The sequence below is a fragment of the Shewanella sp. c952 genome, from assembly GCF_019654975.1.
GTDB lineage: Bacteria > Pseudomonadota > Gammaproteobacteria > Enterobacterales > Shewanellaceae > Shewanella.
The window spans coordinates 17,964-36,911 of the sequence record NZ_BPEW01000034.1; the positions used below are offsets into that span (position 1 = coordinate 17,964).

The following is an 18,948-nucleotide window of genomic DNA, read 5'->3' on the forward strand; positions in this document are numbered from 1 at the left end:
CAAATAAATGCAAAAGGATACCGTTTGTGAATTATTCTCCAATCGTAGTGAGTTGTTTATTGGCATTAACCATTGTAACGCCCGTGGCTTTTGCAACCGAAAAGCCATTTTCTATCGCAATTCATGGCGGTGCAGGTACCATTTCCAAAGCAAAACTGACTGATGAGCAGCAAAAGGCCTATCGCAGTAAGCTACAAGAAGCCATTGATGCAGGTTATAAAGTGCTTAGTGAGGGCGGTGACAGCTTAGAAGCAGTCAGGGTGTCTATTAATATACTTGAAGATAGCCCCTTGTTTAATGCGGGCTTAGGTGCTGTTTACACCTATGATGGTGCTCATGAGATGGACTCATCTATTATGGATGGTAAAACCATGAACGCTGGTGCTGTTGCTGGGGTTAGGCATATTAAAAACCCAATCAATTTAGCTCAAACCGTAATGGATAAGTCTCCACATGTTATGCTTTCAGGCCAAGGTGCTGAAGAGTTTGCCCTAACACAAGGGTATAATTTGGTACCCGTTAGTCATTTCGATACCGAAAACCGTTATAAACAACTGCAAAGTGCCAAAGAGAAAATCAAAAAGGCTGAATCAAATAAAGACTATCAGGCAAGCAATGGGCATAACTATAAGCAAAGTGCTTTAGATTATATGGAGTTCGATTATAAATTTGGCACAGTCGGCGCTGTTGCGCTGGATCAAAACGGTAACCTCGCGGCAGGGACTTCAACCGGTGGCATGACGGCAAAGCGCTTCGGGCGTATCGGTGATTCGCCAGTGATTGGCGCTGGAACTTACGCCGAAAATGGTGTTTGTGCTGTGTCTGCTACAGGCCATGGGGAGTATTTTATCCGCTACCATGTGGCTGGAGATATCTGCGCTAAAGTTAAGTATCAGAAAAAATCGATTATACAAGCGGCTGATGAAGTGATTAATCAACGGTTAATTACCGCTGGAGGTACTGGCGGTGTGATAGCTATTGACCAACGTGGCAATATCGCAACACCGTTTAATACCGAAGGTATGTACCGTGCGACCCGAAAGAAGGGTGAAGCAGCGCAAGTAATGATCTGGTCTGATTTATAGGACTAGATATGTGTACCAAACTTAATCACCGAGCTTTGGTACACATTTTCAATTACACTTACATGCAATACTCATTGTGCTAATTAGCCGTTTTATGTCACCTAAGCCCGATCGCGTTACCGCGATGAAAAATATTATTAAGCAAGTTAAGCAGGAGCTCCCTCTTAAAGATCCACAACACTTTGTCTGCGGTCCTGAAGGAGCTTGTATTGGCTGCCCCAAAAAACTGTTAGAGATTGTAGACAGTGAATTGAGTTATTGGGAGAGTGCAATCGATAATGGTGAGGTCCCTCAATTTGGTGATATTAGTCGTTTTGCAAAACTGTGCAAAAATGTTAGACGAGGATTAGTCCGGAACAACGTATTGGAAAGTTATCAGAGCACGAAATAGTAGTGCATAAGCTTTGAATCAGATTAAGTATGAAATGACGCTAGAAAGAATCGTGAATTTGTAACACTTCTAAATCATAGGCATTCGATGCATATTTATAGAGTAATGATATGTTTGATCATGATCATGTTGAGCAACATAGCTTATGGGGCGAGCCAATCAATAAACTCTCTTGATAACATGGTGAGTAGAGTTGCAAAACAGAATATAGCGACAGCCATTGTGTTAACCGATGCCAATTTAATCACGTTAGGAGTGGTTAATTTTGACCCTAGCTCGGTTATCGATTTTGGCGATCTAGATGCTGGGTCTGAAAGCTCGCTTGAGCGGCGCCGAGAGCTAAAAAGCTATTCTTTACCTTGGCATTCCGATTGGAGTGAGTTAACACCAAATTGGAACACTTCTACCTACCTTAAATTTTCTTACGTCGGATCCAGTCAAACCGTCGACTTTTCTCAATCAGCTGAAAATTTTGATTCTTTTACTGAAAAAAGTTACTTATTTCAGGCTGAGCAACGTTGGCAACATGCGCTCAGTGAGCATTGGAAAATGCAGTTTGGCATCGGAGCACAAACAATTTGGTATGAAAATAATTTTCAATATCGAAGCGTATTGGAACAGTTAGCACCTGTATTTGATAATGGGCTACTTAATACTTCTTATGGTGCGTTAATGATTGATCCATCAATCGAGTTTAGATACGACAGTCACTTTTATGGTCATCGGTGGCAGTTCATCAGTAGTTATCGATATGCCATCGGCCATACTCTTTTAACCGACTCAGAACCGCAAAAGGTGACATCAAAAGTCGGCCGTTTTAACAACACCTTACTGTTTCATTATCAGCTTCCACAAATGGGTATGAATGATAATGAACTTCGCTTTATGTTTAAAAGAATTGATTTATCGGGAGATGCAGTTGAGCCTTTAGCGACCGACCACTACTATGAAGTTGGCGCGGGCTGGGTGATTGACACACCTTGGTTAAATTCATGGGTAGATAACTTAGGTATTGGCGTTACAGTTAATGTTGGTAGCGTCCTAAGCGGTGGTAGTATTTTGCTCTTATTTAATGAAGATATTTAGCCCCCATTAAATGTGTATCGATTTCCAGTTCGCTTGCTCAATATTCGATAATACAAGCATATAGCGCGGAATTTAATTTTCAGATTCTAGTCACTCGTTTAAGGCAATCGCTTTAATCCACTCCCCAATTGCCAAATATTAGCTAAACTAAAATTGAGGTAAATAATTAGGGGAATGTAATGGATTCAATACATGTAAAAGAGCATATGGATCGTCAACCAGTGATGCTAACGCCTTCAATGTCTTTAGCGACTGCAGTGGAAAATCTATTAACTAACAAAAAATTAGGAGCTCCAGTTGTTGATAATGACGGCAAGCTAGTGGGCTTTTTATCACAACAAGATTGTTTAGCTGTGATGCTCAAAAGCAGTTATCACTGTGATTTAACCGCTATCGTTAAAGATTGCATGCGCACCGATGTATTATCAGTTGAGCCCAATACCAGTGTATTAACTTTAGCTGAGCAGATGTTAGGCCCAAAACCTAAGGTTTATCCAGTGGTAGATGACGGCAAAGTAGTCGGCACCATTAACCGAACAAATGTACTTGCGGCCATTAATACCTATATGCAGCAATGTTATTTAACACCCGCTTAAAATATAAAGATATTTTATATCTGCTATACCACTGACGTGCGTTCCTTGTTAGGATCGGCCTCTTTGATTTTGGCTATGGAATTTGCACTTGAGTTCGCAACAGCATCATTTATCTAACGCATTTTTAAAACACTGTTATGAAGCCGACGCCGCTAAAATAAGGCGTCGCCTTTTTAGGCTTCGTAAAGAACTTGATTCTGACAAAAAGAGTGCAACGTTAGATTCTCTTGAGCAGTTGGCACTAGCGTCTCGTAAAAAAGTTGAGCTGCGCTTAGCAAATCGTCCACAAGTGACCTTTCCTGAAAATCTACCTGTATCGCAAAAACGAGATGAAATAGCGACGGCCATCGCCGGAAATCAGGTGGTTATTATTGCCGGTGAAACCGGTTCTGGTAAAACCACTCAGTTACCTAAAATCTGTCTTGAATTGGGTCTAGGCACTCGTGGCCTAATAGGCCATACACAGCCACGTAGACTTGCTGCCCGCAGTGTTGCCACTCGCATTGCTGAAGAGATGAATACGCCACTTGGTGAAGCAGTAGGTTTTAAAGTACGTTTTGCCGACGCGATTAAGCCAGAGTCCTATATCAAATTAATGACCGACGGTATTTTATTGGCAGAACTTACCTCGGATAAGTTCTTGAATCAGTATGACGCCATCATTATTGATGAAGCGCACGAGCGTAGTCTTAACATTGATTTTATTTTGGGTTATTTGAAGAATGTTTTAAAGAAGCGCCCTGATCTTAAGGTGATAATTACCTCCGCCACTATCGATGTTGAGCGTTTCTCGCAACATTTTAATGGTGCGCCAGTGATTGAGGTTTCTGGCCGTACTTATCCAGTAGAGACTCGCTATCGTCCGTTAGTTAGAGACAGTGATGAAGATTTAGATCTGGTGGAAGGTATTTTTGCCGCAACAGATGAGCTGATCAATGAAGGTCTTGGTGACATTCTTATATTTATGAATGGTGAGCGAGAAATTCGAGACGTAGCAGAGCAACTGAATCGAAGACAGTATCGAGACACAGAAATCCTGCCCTTATATGCAAGACTCTCTTATGGTGAGCAGTCAAAAGTATTTAAGAGTCATGTTGGTAGGCGTATCGTCTTGGCGACAAACGTAGCGGAGACATCTTTAACCGTACCGGGTATTCGGTATGTCATAGACCCTGGAACAGCGCGTATTAGTCGTTACAGCTATCGTACCAAGGTACAACGATTGCCGATTGAACCTATTTCACAAGCAAGTGCTAATCAGCGTCAAGGTCGTTGCGGCCGTGTCGCACCAGGGATCTGTATAAGATTATATAGTGAAGATGATTTTACTTCTCGTCCTGAGTTTACCGATCCTGAGATTTTACGAACAAACCTAGCATCGGTAATTTTGAAAATGCTGGCTATTGGTTTAGGGGATATCGAAGGCTTCCCATTTATTCAGCCACCAGATGCCCGTTATATACGTGATGGTTTTATGTTGCTTGAGGAGCTCCAAGCAGTAAGTCAGGCAAAAGGCCAGCTCAATCTCACCGCTCTAGGTAAGCAGCTTGCTCATATCCCTGTTGATCCACGCCTAGCAAGAATGGTTATACAGGCGCAGCAGAATGGTTGTTTGCATGAAGCGCTAGTGATCACCTCTGCGCTGTCTATCCAAGATCCGCGTGAGCGGCCAATGGATAAGAAGCAAGCTGCCGATCAAGCACACAACCGCTTTAGCGATAAAGATTCAGATTTTGTCTCATATCTAAATCTTTGGGATTTCTTAAAACAGAGCCAAAAAGAACTGTCGAGCAATCAGTTTAGAAAGCAGTGTAAGGCTGAATTTTTAGCCTACCTTAGAGTGCGTGAATGGCAAGATCTCTATGCCCAGCTGAGGCAAGCTACCCATGAGCTAAAGTGGAAGCTTAACGACACTAATGCTGAATTGAATTATGAGCTTTTACATAAGTCTTTATTAACCGGGTTATTGAGCCATATTGGTTTTAAAGATAAAGACAAAGAGTACCTTGGTGCCCGTAATCGTAAGTTTTTTGTGTTTCCAGGTTCGCCTCTCGCCAAGAAAGGCCCCAAATGGTTAATGGCGGCAGAGCTCACTGAAACATCACGTTTATTTGCACGCTGCTGCGCGAAGATCCAGCCAGAATGGATAGAGCCGCTTGCGGCACACTTAGTCAAGAAAAACTATGTAGAACCGCATTTCGAGTCAAAACAAGGTTCGGTGGTCGCGCTAGAGAATCAAGTGCTGTATGGCTTGCAGATCGTAAATCGACGTAAAGTGCAATATGGGCCGATTGAACCCGTTGAAGCGCGGGATATCTTTATTCGTTCGGCGTTAGCTGAGGGCGAACTTAGGACTAGTGAAGCGTTTTTCATCAATAACCAGAAATTATTGCTCGATATCGAATCGCTTGAACATAAGTCTCGCCGACGAGATATTTTAGTCGACGAACAAGCATTGTTTCATTTCTATGAACCTAAAATACCCGCAGATATTTATAACGCACCGACGTTTATAAAATGGTGGAAAAAAGCAAAGCAAAAAAATCCTGATTTACTTGATTTTGAACGTGAAGCGTTAATGCAACGCAGTAGTGACCATGTGTCTGCGTTGGACTTCCCTGAAAAGTGGCATAAAGGTAATTTGAAACTTAAGATCAGTTACCACTTTGAGCCGTCAGCTGCGGATGATGGAGTGTCGGTTCATATCCCTGTTGCATTGATCAACCAGGTCGATGACATTGATTTTGATTGGATAGTACCAGGGTTACGAGAAGAAAAATGCATCGCATTGATAAAGTCATTGCCCAAAGCGCTACGCAGAAATTTTGTCCCTGCACCAGATTATGCCAAGGCCTGTTTACAAGCGATCACACCTTTCGAATTGCCACTGATTGAAGCGATGTGCAAACAGCTGCTTAGAATGAGTGGAGTGCGAATTTCAGCTGAGGATTTTGATGACACGCAGTTAGCACAGCATCTGTTAGTCAATTTTAAAATTGAAGGTGATAAAGGAAAATTATTAACTCAAGGACGCATTCTTGAACCGTTAAAATCGAGTATGCAAGGACAGGTTGTACAGGCTATCCGTGAAGTTGCTGACTCCGGTATTGAGCAAAAAGGGATCGAGAAATGGACCTTTGGTGATTTGCCAAAGCGATTTGAACAAAAGAAAGGTAATTTTGAAGTTAAAGCCTTTCCTGCGCTGGTTGATGATAAAACCAGTGTTTCGATTAAATTATTTGATGATGAGTTTGAGGCGCAGAAACAGCATCGAGTGGGTCTGCAGCGATTGTTATTAATCAATATTCCTTCGCCAGTTAAGCATCTACAAAAATCACTGCCAAATAAAGCCAAGTTGGCGATGTATTTTAACCCGTTTGGCCAAGTGCAAGTGCTGATTGACGATATATTATCAGCGGCAGTACAACAGCTTATTGATGAAAAAGGGATCGATATTCGTGCAGAGCAGCAGTTTGATGAAGCCAGAGAGTGGGTGAGGCAAGAGCTTAATCCTACAGCGGAAAAAATTGCTCTAAAAGTAGAAGAAGTTCTCACTATTTATAATCGTATAAAGAAGCGTTTGAAAGGAAAGATAAGCTTAGATATTGCCTTTGCTATGAGTGATATTCAAAGCCAACTTGACCAATTAGTCTTTAAAGGCTTTGTAGAGCAGTGCGGTTGGAGCCGACTTAGCGATATTATTCGTTACTTAAAAGGGATCGAAAACCGCTTAGATAAACTACCAGTTGATCCTAACCGTGATCGTTTGCATATGCATAGTATTAACAAAGTTCAAGAAGTGCTAAAAGGCCAAATGGCTAAACTGCCTAAATCTATGCCTATACCTGATGTTTTGACGGAAGCACGGTGGATGATAGAGGAGTATAGAGTGTCTTGTTTTGCTCAAGTGTTGGGGACTGCTTATCCGATATCTGAGAAACGAATTTTAAATCAGTTGCAAAGCTAAACCTTAACCCTTTCATCAAGATAAATTAAACACAGCTCTACTGCCTAAGGTTTTATACCGGTGGTAGAGTTGATCATTCTGCACTTTGTTGCTAGTACCATTTCTTTGCCTCCCCCTAAAATATTGTTGCGAATGTGTTAGAAACATTTGTAAAGCCCAAAATAAACAGCCATTATTGAATTGTCCTTTAAGTCATTACTTAAGTAAGCGCTTGACTTGTTAGGTCATTTTTTAACCGAACAAACCAGCGTAAATACGTGATCAAGTTAAATATTGCATAAAAAAGATGATCTAGATCAACCTAGAGCAGGCTTTACCAAAAGTAGGTATATAACAGTTAGATAGACAGCTGTTACTCTCTGCGCCAAGTTAACTATATGTTGATATTGGCTCTGAACCTCATGTGGATTCAGCAAAAATAGGTACTGTTAAATCGTACTTCGTGAGCATCAAAGCTAGATTAAATTTGGTGCTTGAAGCGATGACAATAGGATATGAAAAGTGGGTTTTTGATGTTTTTGTCAATTTTCCAGCCATAAAATAAAGGCCTAGTTGCAGTTTTAGTCGGTTTTTGAGGTTAAAACTTGCTACTGGGGCACTGTACAAATCAACAATAACAATAACAAAACACGACTGTACTGGATGAGGGAAGACATGATTAGTTTACCCAGACAATATCCTTTCAGCTTTATTACTCAGATAGATAAGGAACGCAACCATGTCGTTACCTGAGGCTCATATTTCTAGCTTGCTGGTTCAAGTTAGTCCAGAGCACTTAAGCCAAACTCAAGAACTCATTTTAGAGTTCAAAGAAGCCGAGATTTATGGTGTCAGCGAAGTCGGAAAAATCGTCGTAGTGTTAGAAACACAAACTGAAGGTTTTATTAGCGACATTATTGGGAAAATAAGTGATATGCCGGGTGTGCTTGGTGCAACCATGGTTTACCACCAAATCGATAGTGAACCTACTGAAAGTGCTGAATCCACCAATTTACCCCCTTATAAAAAAGAGTGTGTTAGCGAGGAACAAGTATGAAAATGTCTAGACGTGAGTTTATCAAAGCAAATGCAGCAGCGTCTGCTGCAGCACTTGCAGGTGTTACTCTTCCAGCCACAGCAACGAACTTAATCGCATTAAGTGATGAGTCAAAAATTCATTGGGATAAAGCCCCTTGTCGTTTTTGTGGTACTGGTTGCTCGGTACTTGTTGGAACTCAGGAAGGTAAAGTTGTTGCGACCCAAGGTGACCCTGAAGCACCCGTCAATAAAGGCCTTAATTGTATTAAGGGTTATTTTCTTTCTAAAATCATGTATGGCGATGACCGCTTAACTCAGCCGTTACTTCGCCAAACAAATGGCAAATTTGATAAAGCTGGCGATTTTGCCCCAGTAAGCTGGGATCAAGCATTTGATATCATGGCTGACAAGTGGAAAACGGCATTGAAAGCAAAAGGCCCAACTAGCGTGGGTATGTTTGGTTCAGGTCAGTGGACGGTAATGGAAGGCTATGCTGCTTCTAAGATGATGAAAGCGGGGTTCCGCTCTAACAACATTGACCCTAATGCTCGCCACTGTATGGCTTCTGCTGTTGGTGGCTTTATGCGAAGCTTCGGTATCGATGAACCAATGGGCTGTTATGATGACTTCGAAGAAGCAGATGCATTTGTGCTTTGGGGTTCTAATATGGCAGAGATGCACCCGATTTTGTGGAGCCGCATCACCGACCGTCGCTTGAGCTTTCCACATGTTAAAGTGAACGTGTTATCTACTTATTATCACCGTTCGTTCGAACTCGCTGATAAAGGTTACATTTTTAAGCCACAAACCGACCTTGTAATTGCAAACTTTATTGCTAATTACATCATTGAAAATGATGCTGTCAATTGGGACTTTGTTAGTAAGCATACCCATTTCAAGCAGGCAACCACAGATATTGGTTATGGTTTAAGAGATGAGCATCCTCTGCAGCAAGCGGCGGCTAATCCGAATGTCGGTAAGATGTACTCAATTGATTTTGAAGAGTACAAAAAGTCAGTAGCACCATATACGCTTGAAAAAGCCGTAGAAATGACCGGCCTAAATGAAGAACAACTGGTTACGCTTGCTAAGCAATTCGCTGATCCTAAGATTAAGGTAATGTCTCTTTGGACGATGGGTATGAACCAACATACTCGTGGTGTCTGGATGAATTCGCTTGTTTATAATATTCACTTGCTAGTGGGTAAAATATCGACTCCTGGTAATGGTCCGTTCTCACTAACGGGTCAACCATCTGCGTGTGGTACAGCGCGTGAAGTTGGTACATTCTCACACCGTTTACCTGCAGACATGGTTGTTGCTAACCCTGAGCACCGTAAGCATGCTGAGCATTTGTGGAAAATACCAGAAGGCACAATCCCTGCAAAGCCAGGCTTTCATGCGGTACTGCAAGATCGCAAGCTTAATGACGGCGTGCTAAATGCTTATTGGACTATGTGTAACAATAACATGCAGGCTGGTCCTAACATCAATCAGGAGCGTTTACCGGGCTACCGTAATCCGGAAAACTTCATTGTCTGTTCAGATCCGTACCCAACAGCAACTGCACAAGCTGCTGACTTAATCTTGCCTACGGCTATGTGGGTAGAAAAAGAGGGGGCTTATGGTAATGCTGAACGCCGTACACAAGTTTGGTATCAGCAGGTTAAAGCACCTGGTGAGGCTAAATCAGATCTATGGCAAATCATGGAATTCGCAAAGCGCTTCAAAATTGAAGAGGTGTGGAGCGAAGAGCTAATCGCACAGATGCCAGAAGTACGTGGTAAAAATATGTGTGAAGTGTTGTTTGAAAACGGCCAAGTTAATAAGTTTCCTTTATCAGAAGCACAAGCACTAAATGATGATGCTAAAGACCAAGGTTACTACGTACAAAAAGGTCTATTTGAAGAGTATGCAAGCTTCGGACGTGGTCATGGTCATGATTTAGCACCCTATGATCGCTACCATAAAGAGCGCGGATTACGCTGGCCAGTTGTTGACGGTAAAGAAACAAAATGGCGCTTTAAAGAAGGATCAGATCCTTATGTAGGTAAAGGTAAAGGCTTTGAGTTCTATGGTAAACCAGATGGCAAAGCATGGATTATTTCAGCGCCATATGAAGCGCCGCCAGAGTCGCCTGATGAAGAGTACAACTTGTGGTTATGTACCGGCCGAGTATTAGAACATTGGCATACAGGCACCATGACACGTCGTGTACCTGAACTTTACAAGGCCGTTCCTGATGGGCTTTGTTACATGCATCCAGACGATGCTAAAGCTCATGGTGTTCGTCGTGGTGATGAAGTGCTAATGAGTAATAAACGTGGTGATATTCGTGTGCGTGTTGAGACTCGTGGACGTAACCGTCCACCAAAAGGATTGGTATTTGTGCCATTCTTCGACGCTCGTATCTTAATTAATAAACTGATTTTAGATGCAACGGATCCACTATCAAAACAGACAGACTATAAAAAGTGTCCTGTTAAAATCACGAAAATAGTATAAGGCAGGGTTACGATGAAAAAATCAATTTTATTAACATTGAGTATTACCTTAACTCTTATCAGTGGTTTTGCTTTCAGTGAGGAACCGGCAACCGGTCTGGACAGAGGGATCGGTGGCGTTGAATCGCTACGTGGCGATACTGAGCTAGAAACCACAAGGCCTGCAGATCCTATGAAGAAAGTGCCGCGCGATCAAGTGGATATTGAAAGCAGTTATGTGTTTCAGCCACCATTGATCCCGCATCACATTCGACACTATGAAGTCTCATTGAATGCTAACAAGTGTTTGTCATGCCACAGCTGGACTAAAGCGAAGCAGATGGGCGCGACTAAAATCAGTGTGACGCACTTTACTAATCGAAACGACGAAGTATTGGCTGATGTATCTCCAAGACGCTACTTTTGCTTACAGTGCCACGTAACACAAGCAGATGCGAAACCGTTAGTCGGTAACTCGTTCGAACGTGTTAAATCACTGCAATAACAATTAAGGCAGGTAATAATATGAAATGGATTATTAACGCCTTAAAAGGCTTCTGGGGCATATTAAAAAGCCCTAGTAAGGCCGCTGTAGGTATCGTGCTATTTATGGGGTTTGCAGGCGGACTCATGTTCTGGGGTGCATTTAACACCGGCATGGAAGCGACTAACACTGAAGAGTTTTGTTCTGGATGTCATGCACCTATTGTGGCTGAAATCCAAGAAACGATTCATTATGCAAACCGATCTGGTGTTCGTGCTATCTGTTCAGATTGTCACGTACCTCATGCTTGGACGGACAAAATCGTGCGTAAAGTTCAGGCTTCAAAAGAGCTTTTTGCATATTTTGTGACTCAAACCATTAATACACCTGAAAAGTTTAAAGAGCGTCGTGCTCATTTAGCTGAAAGGGAATGGGCAAGAATGAAGAAGAACGACTCTTTAGAGTGTCGTAACTGTCATAACTTTGAGTTTATGGATTTCTCTGAGCAGAGTCCGCGTAGTGTAAGGCAGCATTCTACAGCACTTGCGAATGGTGAAAACACCTGTGTCGATTGTCATAAAGGTATTGCCCATAATCTACCAGATATGCACAAAGTTGAAGGTTGGCAATAAGGAGCCATTATGAGTACATTAGAGAATGTTATATGGCATGTCCTTGGCTATACCGCCATGCCAGTCATTATACTTGCAGGTTTTACTGTTGTTGCAGTTGCTTCTATTTGGATTTTGTCCAAAACCGCTGACAAGTAAGCTAGAGGATTAGGTGCAAAGGTCTGATGTTGTTGCATTGACCATCGCACTAAATCAAAAAAGCCTGACTTAAATTAAGTCAGGCTTTTTTATGCTTGGCCGTTCTGTGCTGAGGTAATTAGTCTTGAGATTGATTGAAGCCTACAGTGATGCAAATTTACTATTTAGGCCTAGATATTTTTCTGAACTTTGATGTTGTCTCTAAACATGGTTTGCAAAGCTATTGTAATAGCGTTGCATCTACAGCGGGACAATCTCGATCATAACGGCTCAGTGTCTATGTTTTTTTAATGGTAATGTTACTCGACAGAAATTCTGCAAAACTGTCGCCGTGATTCTGTAGCATCTTGGGAAACATAGAAATAGGGGTTAGGCCTGGAAAGGTATTGATCTCATTTAATAGCACTTCACCGTCATCGGTTAAGAAAAAGTCAATACGCGACAGATGTCTAAGCTTCATCCCCTTGAAGGCACTGATCGCATATTTACGGATCTCATCGCTGAGCTCTTTTGAGATATCTGCCACGACTTGTGTTTGTGCTTGGCTATTGGCTGCATACTTTTCATCAAAGGTGTAAAAGCTATCACTGGCGCAGATGACTTCACCCGGTACTGTTGCAACCACTTTGCCATCAATTTCATAGACGGCGATTTCTAGCTCTCTAGCACTAATGGTTTTTTCGACAATGACATAATCTGAAAAAGTAAACGCTTGTGCTAATGTCGACGCCACATCTTCTTGATTATCGATACGGTAACAGCCAACGGATGACCCTTGAGACGCAGCCTTAACGAAGATACTGCCCCAATCTTTAAGCGCATTAGTCGCTTGTTCTATGGAGGCATCATTCAACTCATTGAGAAACAGATAGGGAGTATTGGGGATGTTCAACGCGCTAAACCACATCTTTGCGGTAATTTTATTAAAGCAATTACGGCTCGCCTCTGCTTTACAGCCGAAGTAGGGAAGATTAATCAGTTCAAAGTAAGATTGGATATCGCCAGTTTCACCAGGAAAACCGTGAATACAAGGAATGGCAAAATCGACTTCCCATGGTGCTTTATTATCTGCTTCGAAACGGATCTGCCTGCGGCTAGTTAGCTCGCAATTTGCGCCAGCAGCAGTTCGATAATGACCATTTGCATCTAATTCCACGCGTAGCACATTAAATTGGGGAAGAGTTGCTAGCGAAGTTTCAAAATAATTTGCTGATAAAAGGGATATTGCATGTTCGTCGCCACCACCACCGCACAGCAATAAAATATTCGTTGTACTCATCTAATCCCCACTTGTAACTGGTTAAAATTTTGCAAGGCTCAACTATGGCGCAATCACTTGGTAATGCAACCGTTCAAGTTGATTTTAAAGCCAGTAGCTGCTTTTATCTTCTGTTTACTAGCAAGTATCAGCTATTTTGCTCCAAAGACGTTCAGACAAGCCTGAAGAGCGCTGAGTTAAACGTGAACTTGCTTGCTCAAATATTCGTTGACTGCCTAGACAGGTAAAGTGGTGTTTAGCGCGAGTGATCGCGGTATAAACCAATTCTTTTGATAGCAGCTGCTGCTGTGCAAGGCTTGGCCTTATTGGCATGACTAACGAGACGTGACTAAATTCACTACCTTGGCTCTTATGAACAGTCATCGCATAGCAAGTTTCGTGGCTTGGCAAGCGTGCAGGCAGTACTTTTAGCAGTCCACCGTCGGCTTGGATAAAGTGTGCCATTAACCGCCTTGAGTCACTGCTCTCATCGGGCAAAATTAACCCAATGTCACCGTTAAAAAGGCCGAGATTATAGTCATTGCTCTGAATGATTACCGGGCGACCAGCATAAAATTCTTGTTCGGGACTAATAAGGCCAGCGGCTGCAAGACTGATGCTGACACTTTGGTTGATCCCTTCTACGCCATATTCGCCGGCGCGCATAGCGCACAATATACGGTACTGATTGAAGCTATCGATAATCTCAGCGGCGGACAGGGCGCTATTGTTCATCAATTTAAGGTAGCAGCCATATTGTTCAACTGACTGCGCTAACAGAGCTTCTAGGCCGAGGTTTGAGTGATTGCTGCTACTGTTAATATTGCTATGTTCTAACCAAAGTAATTCTTTATAGCCCGTCTGCCACACTTGAGCAATTCTCTGCAAGTTAGCTTGGTTTACCGCTTCGGCTAATTGACCAATACCAGCATCGCCAATAAAGCGGTGACTGTGCATTAGCATGCAAAGGCTGTCTCCAATCTGTGGGTCATCACTGATAAAGTTATCTAGTGGATAATTGGTTAGCTGGCTTAACAATTTTGCCTGTTGTTTTGAATAGCGCATCTGCCATCCGTTAGCGCCATTATCTAAATTTACTCTTAATCCACTACAGATATCAGCAAGGACTGCACCCGCTTCTACGGAGGCTAGCTGGTCTTGATCTCCTAAGAGGATCAGGCTTGCTTGTGCGGGCAGCGCTGATAACAACTTGTGCATCATTGGTAAATCAACCATAGATGCTTCATCGATAATTAATAGATCAAGTCGTAAAGGGTTATCTTTATGGTGCCTAAATTGATGGGAGTTAGGGATAACGCCAAGTAATCGATGCAGAGTGGCGGCCTCTTCTGGGATCTGCGCCATAGTCGATTTAAGTTTATCTTCTGGAAGATGCTGTAGCTCACTGGCAAGCCGCTGCTTAGATGCTTTGATTGATTCACTTAAACGCGCTGCCGCTTTCCCTGTCGGCGCCACTAGGCGAATAGTCAGTTCTTGCTGTGAAGTTAGCAGGTACAAAAGCTTAGTTACTGTTGTCGTTTTTCCTGTGCCAGGTCCTCCAGTGATCACCGCTAAGCGTTTGGTTAACGCCGTAGCTGTGGATATTTTCTGCCAGTCATACTGCTGCTCATTTGAGGTAAATAGCTGTTCGAGTAATATCTTAGCGTCATCTAACGGATCAGTGGATGATTGTTTGAGCATCGGCGAATGAGCTAAGCGGATAAGGTGTTCTGCCACTTCACACTCGTAATGGTAATAACGCTGTAAATACAGGTTACCCTTGTCTAAGATCAATGGTGCTAATGTCGCGCTATCAGGTGTGCTGACGGCATCGAAACTGAGCAGTTCTGTTGTAAGCTCCTCAAGCGTCAGATTAATCTGACATTGGCTTTTTTGCTCTTTGAGTGGGTTGCCAAAGTCTATTTGTTCAAGGGGCAGGCAGGAGTGCTGGCTCGAAAGATGCTGACTAAGCAAAGTACAGATCAAAATAAACAGCGGAGATTGCTGCTGATGAAGCTGCGCCATCTGTAGTGCAAAATGTCTATCAAGCGGTGTTAATAAACGGTCGTTTTGCCACTCTTTAAGTAAAATATCCAATGAAGCTGAAGTTGTTAACATTAGTTAGCCTCAATTGATGAAGTCGTTGATAAGTTACCGAACAATAGATCGAGCTTTTCTATTAGTGCTTTAGGTGGCTTATCGTAATACACCCCGGCTTGAGGCGCGCTTACTGACATACCACGTAAAAACAGATAAAAGCTGCCGCCAATGTGTTGGTCGTAATCGTAGTCGGTCATTCTTAGCCCTAGATATCGATGTAAGGCTAAGGTGTAGATGATGTACTGCAGATCGTATCGATGACTGCTAATGGCGGTCTTCATTGATTGGTAGTTATATAAATCGAGGTTATCGCCCAAATGGTTGGATTTGTAATCGGCAATAAAATACTGCTGGTTATGTTCAAACGTTAAGTCGATAAATCCTTTGAGCATACCTTGTAGATCATCAAATAAAAGCCCAGCGCTGTAGCCAAAATCGATAAGCAGTTGATTGAGCTTATTTGCATTCAGTTTACTAATTGGCAGGTAAAACTCCATCTCTACCAATTTCTGGTTATCGGATAATTGGGCGAGTGACAATGTGTTGTCAGTTGCTAGTGGTGCATACAGTAGATCCAGATACCAATCTTTAAGCACCGAAGTCCAGCTCTCGTCAATGCCATATTTTTTCATCGCGTTGGGTAGATGTTCATCTAAACCGGGGCTGGCATTGGTAAAATCAATGAGTTCAAGTACCAAGTGCATAAAGCTACCCGCATTTGCACCGCGCTCGAAGGTAAAACGTGACGGCTGTTGGTCGAGCTCATCAATAATGACATCAACCTCAGGGAACTGCTCGTCATCAGCACCTGGCTGTACTTTTTCGTGAGCTAGATGTTTTACGAGTCCAGAGTAACTTCCTACTCTCCACGGTATTTGTTGTGGACGAATGAGTGTTTTGGGGGCGAATTTATTGTCAGGGTCGCTCGCAACCGTCAGTTTACGTTGTACTTGTTCGAAGTTGTTATCACCAGCAGGTGTTAACTCTTTTAGACCAATGGCAATAGGCGCTTTATCGACCAACTGCTGAGCTTTACTGTGTAGCTCGCTGTATTCACATATTTTATTTTCGATACCAAGCAAATAACCAATAGCAGTTTCGTGCAATTGACTGGTCATGCCTTTACTTTTTGTCAGACGACTGTGGTTGGTAATGTACAGGTAGCATTTAAGTACTGGCCTTGTGAGCGCAACATACAATAATCGTAAATCTTCAGCTAACGTTTCACGTTTTTGTCTATCCCATCCTTCATCAGTCTGTTCGATATCCCAAACTAACTTATTGTCCTCGTGGTAAAGCATAGGGGCTGGTTTTTTACGATTATCTCGACTAAGGCTGACAAAGGGAATAAAGCAGATAGGGTACTCGAGTCCCTTACTTTTATGAATGGTGACAATCTGTACCAGGTTTTGCTCACTAGCGAGTTTTAATTGGGACTCTTCATTGGCTTGATTACCAATTAGTGCCTGTTCAAACCAATTGATAAGTGCACTCATACCGTCAAGTTCAGTGGCTTTTTGCTGAAGCAGTTCACTCAAATGTCTAAAGTCAGTTAAGCGGCGCTCGCCCTCGTTGGTGTGAAGTAAGCGTTCGATGATGTTTGTTTGGCTAGCGAGATTAAGCAGCGCTGGCATAATGCCGCGCTTTAACCATTGTTGCTGCAAAGCGGCAAATTGCTCTAGTAGCAGTTGACGTTTGTCTTCATCCTGATTAAAGGCGTGGATCTCTTCTGCGCGGTAACCGAGTAGCGAGGTTGCTAGTGCACTACGCAATGCACGTTCATCTTTAGGTTCTGACATTGCGTACAAAATTAACAACATTTCACGGGCATCAACGGTATCAAATACGCTATCTCGGCTTAAAAATACTGAGCCAACATTACGCTGCTCTAACGCTTGCTTTATGACGTTGGCTTCGTGTCTATCTCTGACCAAGACTGCAATGTCTTTGGCTTTTAGCTGAGTGGCACCGATAGCAGATAAGCCTTGCTCGGCATCGATGAGTAAGCGCGCTATCTCATCGGCTGCATCACTAGCCAGTAACTGTCTTGCCGTTGTTTTATTAAGGCCTTTCTCTGGATCTTCACTAAGAAGCCGTAGCCTTAGAGCACTGTTATCCGTTATCGATTCGCTGAGTACTTTCTTATCTGAGAAATGAGCTGCTTTCACGGGCACAAAAGGGATCGAGTCACTGATAAAAGGATCATCCCGATGTGAGAATATACAATTGACGGCTTCAACCATCTGTCGATTGGAGCGATAGTTTGTATCCAGATTATAGTGTTTTGCTGTTTGCTCTCGTGCATGGATATAAGTGTGAATATCGGCGCCACGAAAAGCATAAATAGCCTGTTTAGGATCACCAATCATCAATAAACTTAATGATTCAGATTGTGCTTTATCTGCTGAAGAGGTTGTAGAACCGTCGTCTTGCTTTTTGGTTTGATAGATATGATTAAAAATATCAAACTGTAGTGGATCAGTGTCTTGAAATTCATCGATTAACGCTATGGGAAAACGCTTAGCAATTGTTTTAGATAAGGACTGTTCCCGGGAGTCTTTTAACGCTTGTGCCAACGTCAGTAACAGATCATCTGGCGTTAACAGGTTACGCTCTAACTTTTGCTCGGCGAACCGTTTGGCGATCCCGTCTCTTGCGCTATAAAGAAAACTCGGAATTAACTCTGCAACAAGCGCGGCAAGTCTTTCTATATGTTCCAGTACAGTTGCTTGTTCTCGACTTGGGATCTCGCCGCCTTTATTGAGTTTCAAACTATTAAGCGATAATGTTTCCAATACTTTTTGTGGCGGCAGCGCTGTGCCAAAAGCGACCCAGTTATCGAGTGCATCGAACATGGCAGCAAGCTTAGGGTAACTATCAGCTTTTTTACCAAAACGAGCACCATTAAGAGGAAGGCTGTGCAACAACTCTTCTGTTTGCTCGCGCTCTCTTGGCCAAATCAATTTGAGCCGACTTAAACTTTGTACTAAATTGGCTGAAACTTTATCAAATGCAGTGGGTTTAGGTTGCGCCATTGCGCTACTTGCGCCAAGCAAAGGTCGAAGTTGTCGTGACAGTTCATCGGGGCTGGCAAACTTCTTTTGTATGACTCCAGCAAGACTTTCACTAAGCGGATAGCACTTTTCTCTCCAAAAATCCCGTACAGCGTGGTGCAGAAATTCGCTGTCGTCGAGAGTAAACTCAGACTCAAACAGCAATGATGACTCAAATGCCATGTCGGCTAGAATACGTTGGCAAAACCCATGAATGGTAAAAATCGCTGCTTCATCAAGAGATTTGAGTGCTAAATCTAGACGCTTACGAGCTAGGGCTTTGTCGCATTCGGGGGTTTCGTTATAGAGTTGGCTAATGAGCTCATCATCGACCTTTAAGCCGATAAAACAGCGATAGGCCAACTGTATTTTTTTACGGATCCGATCGCGTAGTTCGCCAGTTGCGGCATTGGTAAATGTCACCACTAAAATCTGTTCGCAACTTAACGCTTGAGCAGTGCCATGACCAAGTAGCAAACGGACATAAAGACCTGCAATCGTGTAGGTCTTTCCTGTTCCTGCACTCGCTTCAATCAATCGACTTCCACCAAAGGGCAGGGTGAGCGTGTTAAGTGGTTCTGTGACGATATGACTTGGCCCGTCGGTTTGCTCACTAGGTTTGGGTTCGTTACAAGCCGCTAATGACGAATGTTCCATG

13 protein-coding genes are annotated in these 18,948 nt (G+C 42.8%); 10 read left to right on the forward strand and 3 right to left on the reverse strand.

Annotated features, from left to right (window positions below; genetic code table 11):
* Nucleotides 1-47: 47 nt before the first annotated feature.
* The 10 genes from K5R16_RS18070 to K5R16_RS18115 all read left to right on the forward strand — a co-directional run bounded on the left by K5R16_RS18070 (nt 48) and on the right by K5R16_RS18115 (nt 11,879).
* Nucleotides 48-1,085: an isoaspartyl peptidase/L-asparaginase family protein gene (locus K5R16_RS18070; protein ID WP_374758409.1), complete on the forward strand. Its 1,038-nt coding sequence runs from the start codon at nt 48-50 to the stop codon at nt 1,083-1,085.
* Nucleotides 1,086-1,179: 94 nt separating this feature from the next.
* Nucleotides 1,180-1,476, forward strand: coding sequence for a hypothetical protein (locus tag K5R16_RS18075; RefSeq protein ID WP_220739216.1), 297 nt, complete (start codon nt 1,180-1,182; stop codon nt 1,474-1,476).
* Between the two features lie 126 nt (nt 1,477-1,602).
* Complete coding sequence (locus K5R16_RS18080; protein WP_220739218.1) at nt 1,603-2,562, forward strand: Solitary outer membrane autotransporter beta-barrel domain; 960 nt, start codon at nt 1,603-1,605, stop codon at nt 2,560-2,562.
* A gap of 179 nt (nt 2,563-2,741) precedes the next feature.
* On the forward strand, nt 2,742-3,158 hold the full coding sequence (locus K5R16_RS18085; protein ID WP_220739220.1) for a CBS domain-containing protein: 417 nt from the start codon (nt 2,742-2,744) through the stop codon (nt 3,156-3,158).
* An 88-nt stretch (nt 3,159-3,246) separates the two neighbouring features.
* Nucleotides 3,247-7,125: an ATP-dependent RNA helicase HrpA gene (hrpA, locus tag K5R16_RS18090; protein ID WP_220739222.1), complete on the forward strand. Its 3,879-nt coding sequence runs from the start codon at nt 3,247-3,249 to the stop codon at nt 7,123-7,125.
* A 718-nt stretch (nt 7,126-7,843) separates the two neighbouring features.
* Nucleotides 7,844-8,161 (forward strand): chaperone NapD, encoded by a 318-nt coding sequence (locus K5R16_RS18095; protein WP_020912856.1) that lies wholly within the window; start codon nt 7,844-7,846, stop codon nt 8,159-8,161.
* The gene (gene napA / locus K5R16_RS18100) at nt 8,158-10,647 is read left to right on the forward strand and encodes a nitrate reductase catalytic subunit NapA (protein ID WP_220739224.1); all 2,490 of its coding nucleotides are present in this window, start codon (nt 8,158-8,160) and stop codon (nt 10,645-10,647) included. Before K5R16_RS18095 ends, napA begins: the two co-directional genes overlap by 4 nt.
* A 12-nt stretch (nt 10,648-10,659) precedes the next feature.
* The gene (locus K5R16_RS18105) at nt 10,660-11,130 is read left to right on the forward strand and encodes a nitrate reductase cytochrome c-type subunit (protein ID WP_220739226.1); all 471 of its coding nucleotides are present in this window, start codon (nt 10,660-10,662) and stop codon (nt 11,128-11,130) included.
* A 20-nt stretch (nt 11,131-11,150) separates the two neighbouring features.
* Nucleotides 11,151-11,741: a NapC/NirT family cytochrome c gene (locus K5R16_RS18110; protein ID WP_220739228.1), complete on the forward strand. Its 591-nt coding sequence runs from the start codon at nt 11,151-11,153 to the stop codon at nt 11,739-11,741.
* 9 nt (nt 11,742-11,750) lie between these two features.
* Nucleotides 11,751-11,879, forward strand: coding sequence for a TIGR02808 family protein (locus tag K5R16_RS18115; protein ID WP_220739230.1), 129 nt, complete (start codon nt 11,751-11,753; stop codon nt 11,877-11,879).
* A 277-nt stretch (nt 11,880-12,156) separates the two neighbouring features.
* Here the strand turns inward: K5R16_RS18115 and K5R16_RS18120 are convergent, their stop codons facing one another.
* From K5R16_RS18120 to recB, 3 genes are all read right to left on the reverse strand, one after another.
* The gene (locus K5R16_RS18120) at nt 12,157-13,158 is read right to left on the reverse strand and encodes a D-alanine--D-alanine ligase (protein WP_220739232.1); all 1,002 of its coding nucleotides are present in this window, start codon (nt 13,156-13,158) and stop codon (nt 12,157-12,159) included.
* A 117-nt stretch (nt 13,159-13,275) separates the two neighbouring features.
* The gene (gene recD, locus K5R16_RS18125; RefSeq protein WP_220739234.1) at nt 13,276-15,255 is read right to left on the reverse strand and encodes an exodeoxyribonuclease V subunit alpha; all 1,980 of its coding nucleotides are present in this window, start codon (nt 15,253-15,255) and stop codon (nt 13,276-13,278) included.
* Nucleotides 15,255-18,947, reverse strand: a complete 3,693-nt coding sequence (gene recB / locus K5R16_RS18130) for an exodeoxyribonuclease V subunit beta (protein ID WP_220739236.1) — start codon at nt 18,945-18,947, stop codon at nt 15,255-15,257. Before recB ends, recD begins: the two co-directional genes overlap by 1 nt.
* Between the last annotated feature and the right edge of the window lies 1 nt (nt 18,948).

What these genes read in the sequence shown, in the direction of transcription:
- K5R16_RS18115 (WP_220739230.1), top strand. Translation starts at nt 11,751, where the DNA reads ATGAGTACATTAGAGAATGTTATATGGCATGTCCTTGGCTATACCGCC.
- recB (WP_220739236.1), bottom strand. Translation starts at nt 18,947, where the DNA reads ATGGAACATTCGTCATTAGCGGCTTGTAACGAACCCAAACCTAGTGAG.
- K5R16_RS18080 (WP_220739218.1), top strand. Translation starts at nt 1,603, where the DNA reads ATGTTGAGCAACATAGCTTATGGGGCGAGCCAATCAATAAACTCTCTT.
- K5R16_RS18075 (WP_220739216.1), top strand. Translation starts at nt 1,180, where the DNA reads ATGTCACCTAAGCCCGATCGCGTTACCGCGATGAAAAATATTATTAAG.
- recD (WP_220739234.1), bottom strand. Translation starts at nt 15,255, where the DNA reads ATGTTAACAACTTCAGCTTCATTGGATATTTTACTTAAAGAGTGGCAA.
- K5R16_RS18085 (WP_220739220.1), top strand. Translation starts at nt 2,742, where the DNA reads ATGGATTCAATACATGTAAAAGAGCATATGGATCGTCAACCAGTGATG.
- K5R16_RS18110 (WP_220739228.1), top strand. Translation starts at nt 11,151, where the DNA reads ATGAAATGGATTATTAACGCCTTAAAAGGCTTCTGGGGCATATTAAAA.
- K5R16_RS18120 (WP_220739232.1), bottom strand. Translation starts at nt 13,158, where the DNA reads ATGAGTACAACGAATATTTTATTGCTGTGCGGTGGTGGTGGCGACGAA.
- K5R16_RS18095 (WP_020912856.1), top strand. Translation starts at nt 7,844, where the DNA reads ATGTCGTTACCTGAGGCTCATATTTCTAGCTTGCTGGTTCAAGTTAGT.
- K5R16_RS18105 (WP_220739226.1), top strand. Translation starts at nt 10,660, where the DNA reads ATGAAAAAATCAATTTTATTAACATTGAGTATTACCTTAACTCTTATC.
- napA (WP_220739224.1), top strand. Translation starts at nt 8,158, where the DNA reads ATGAAAATGTCTAGACGTGAGTTTATCAAAGCAAATGCAGCAGCGTCT.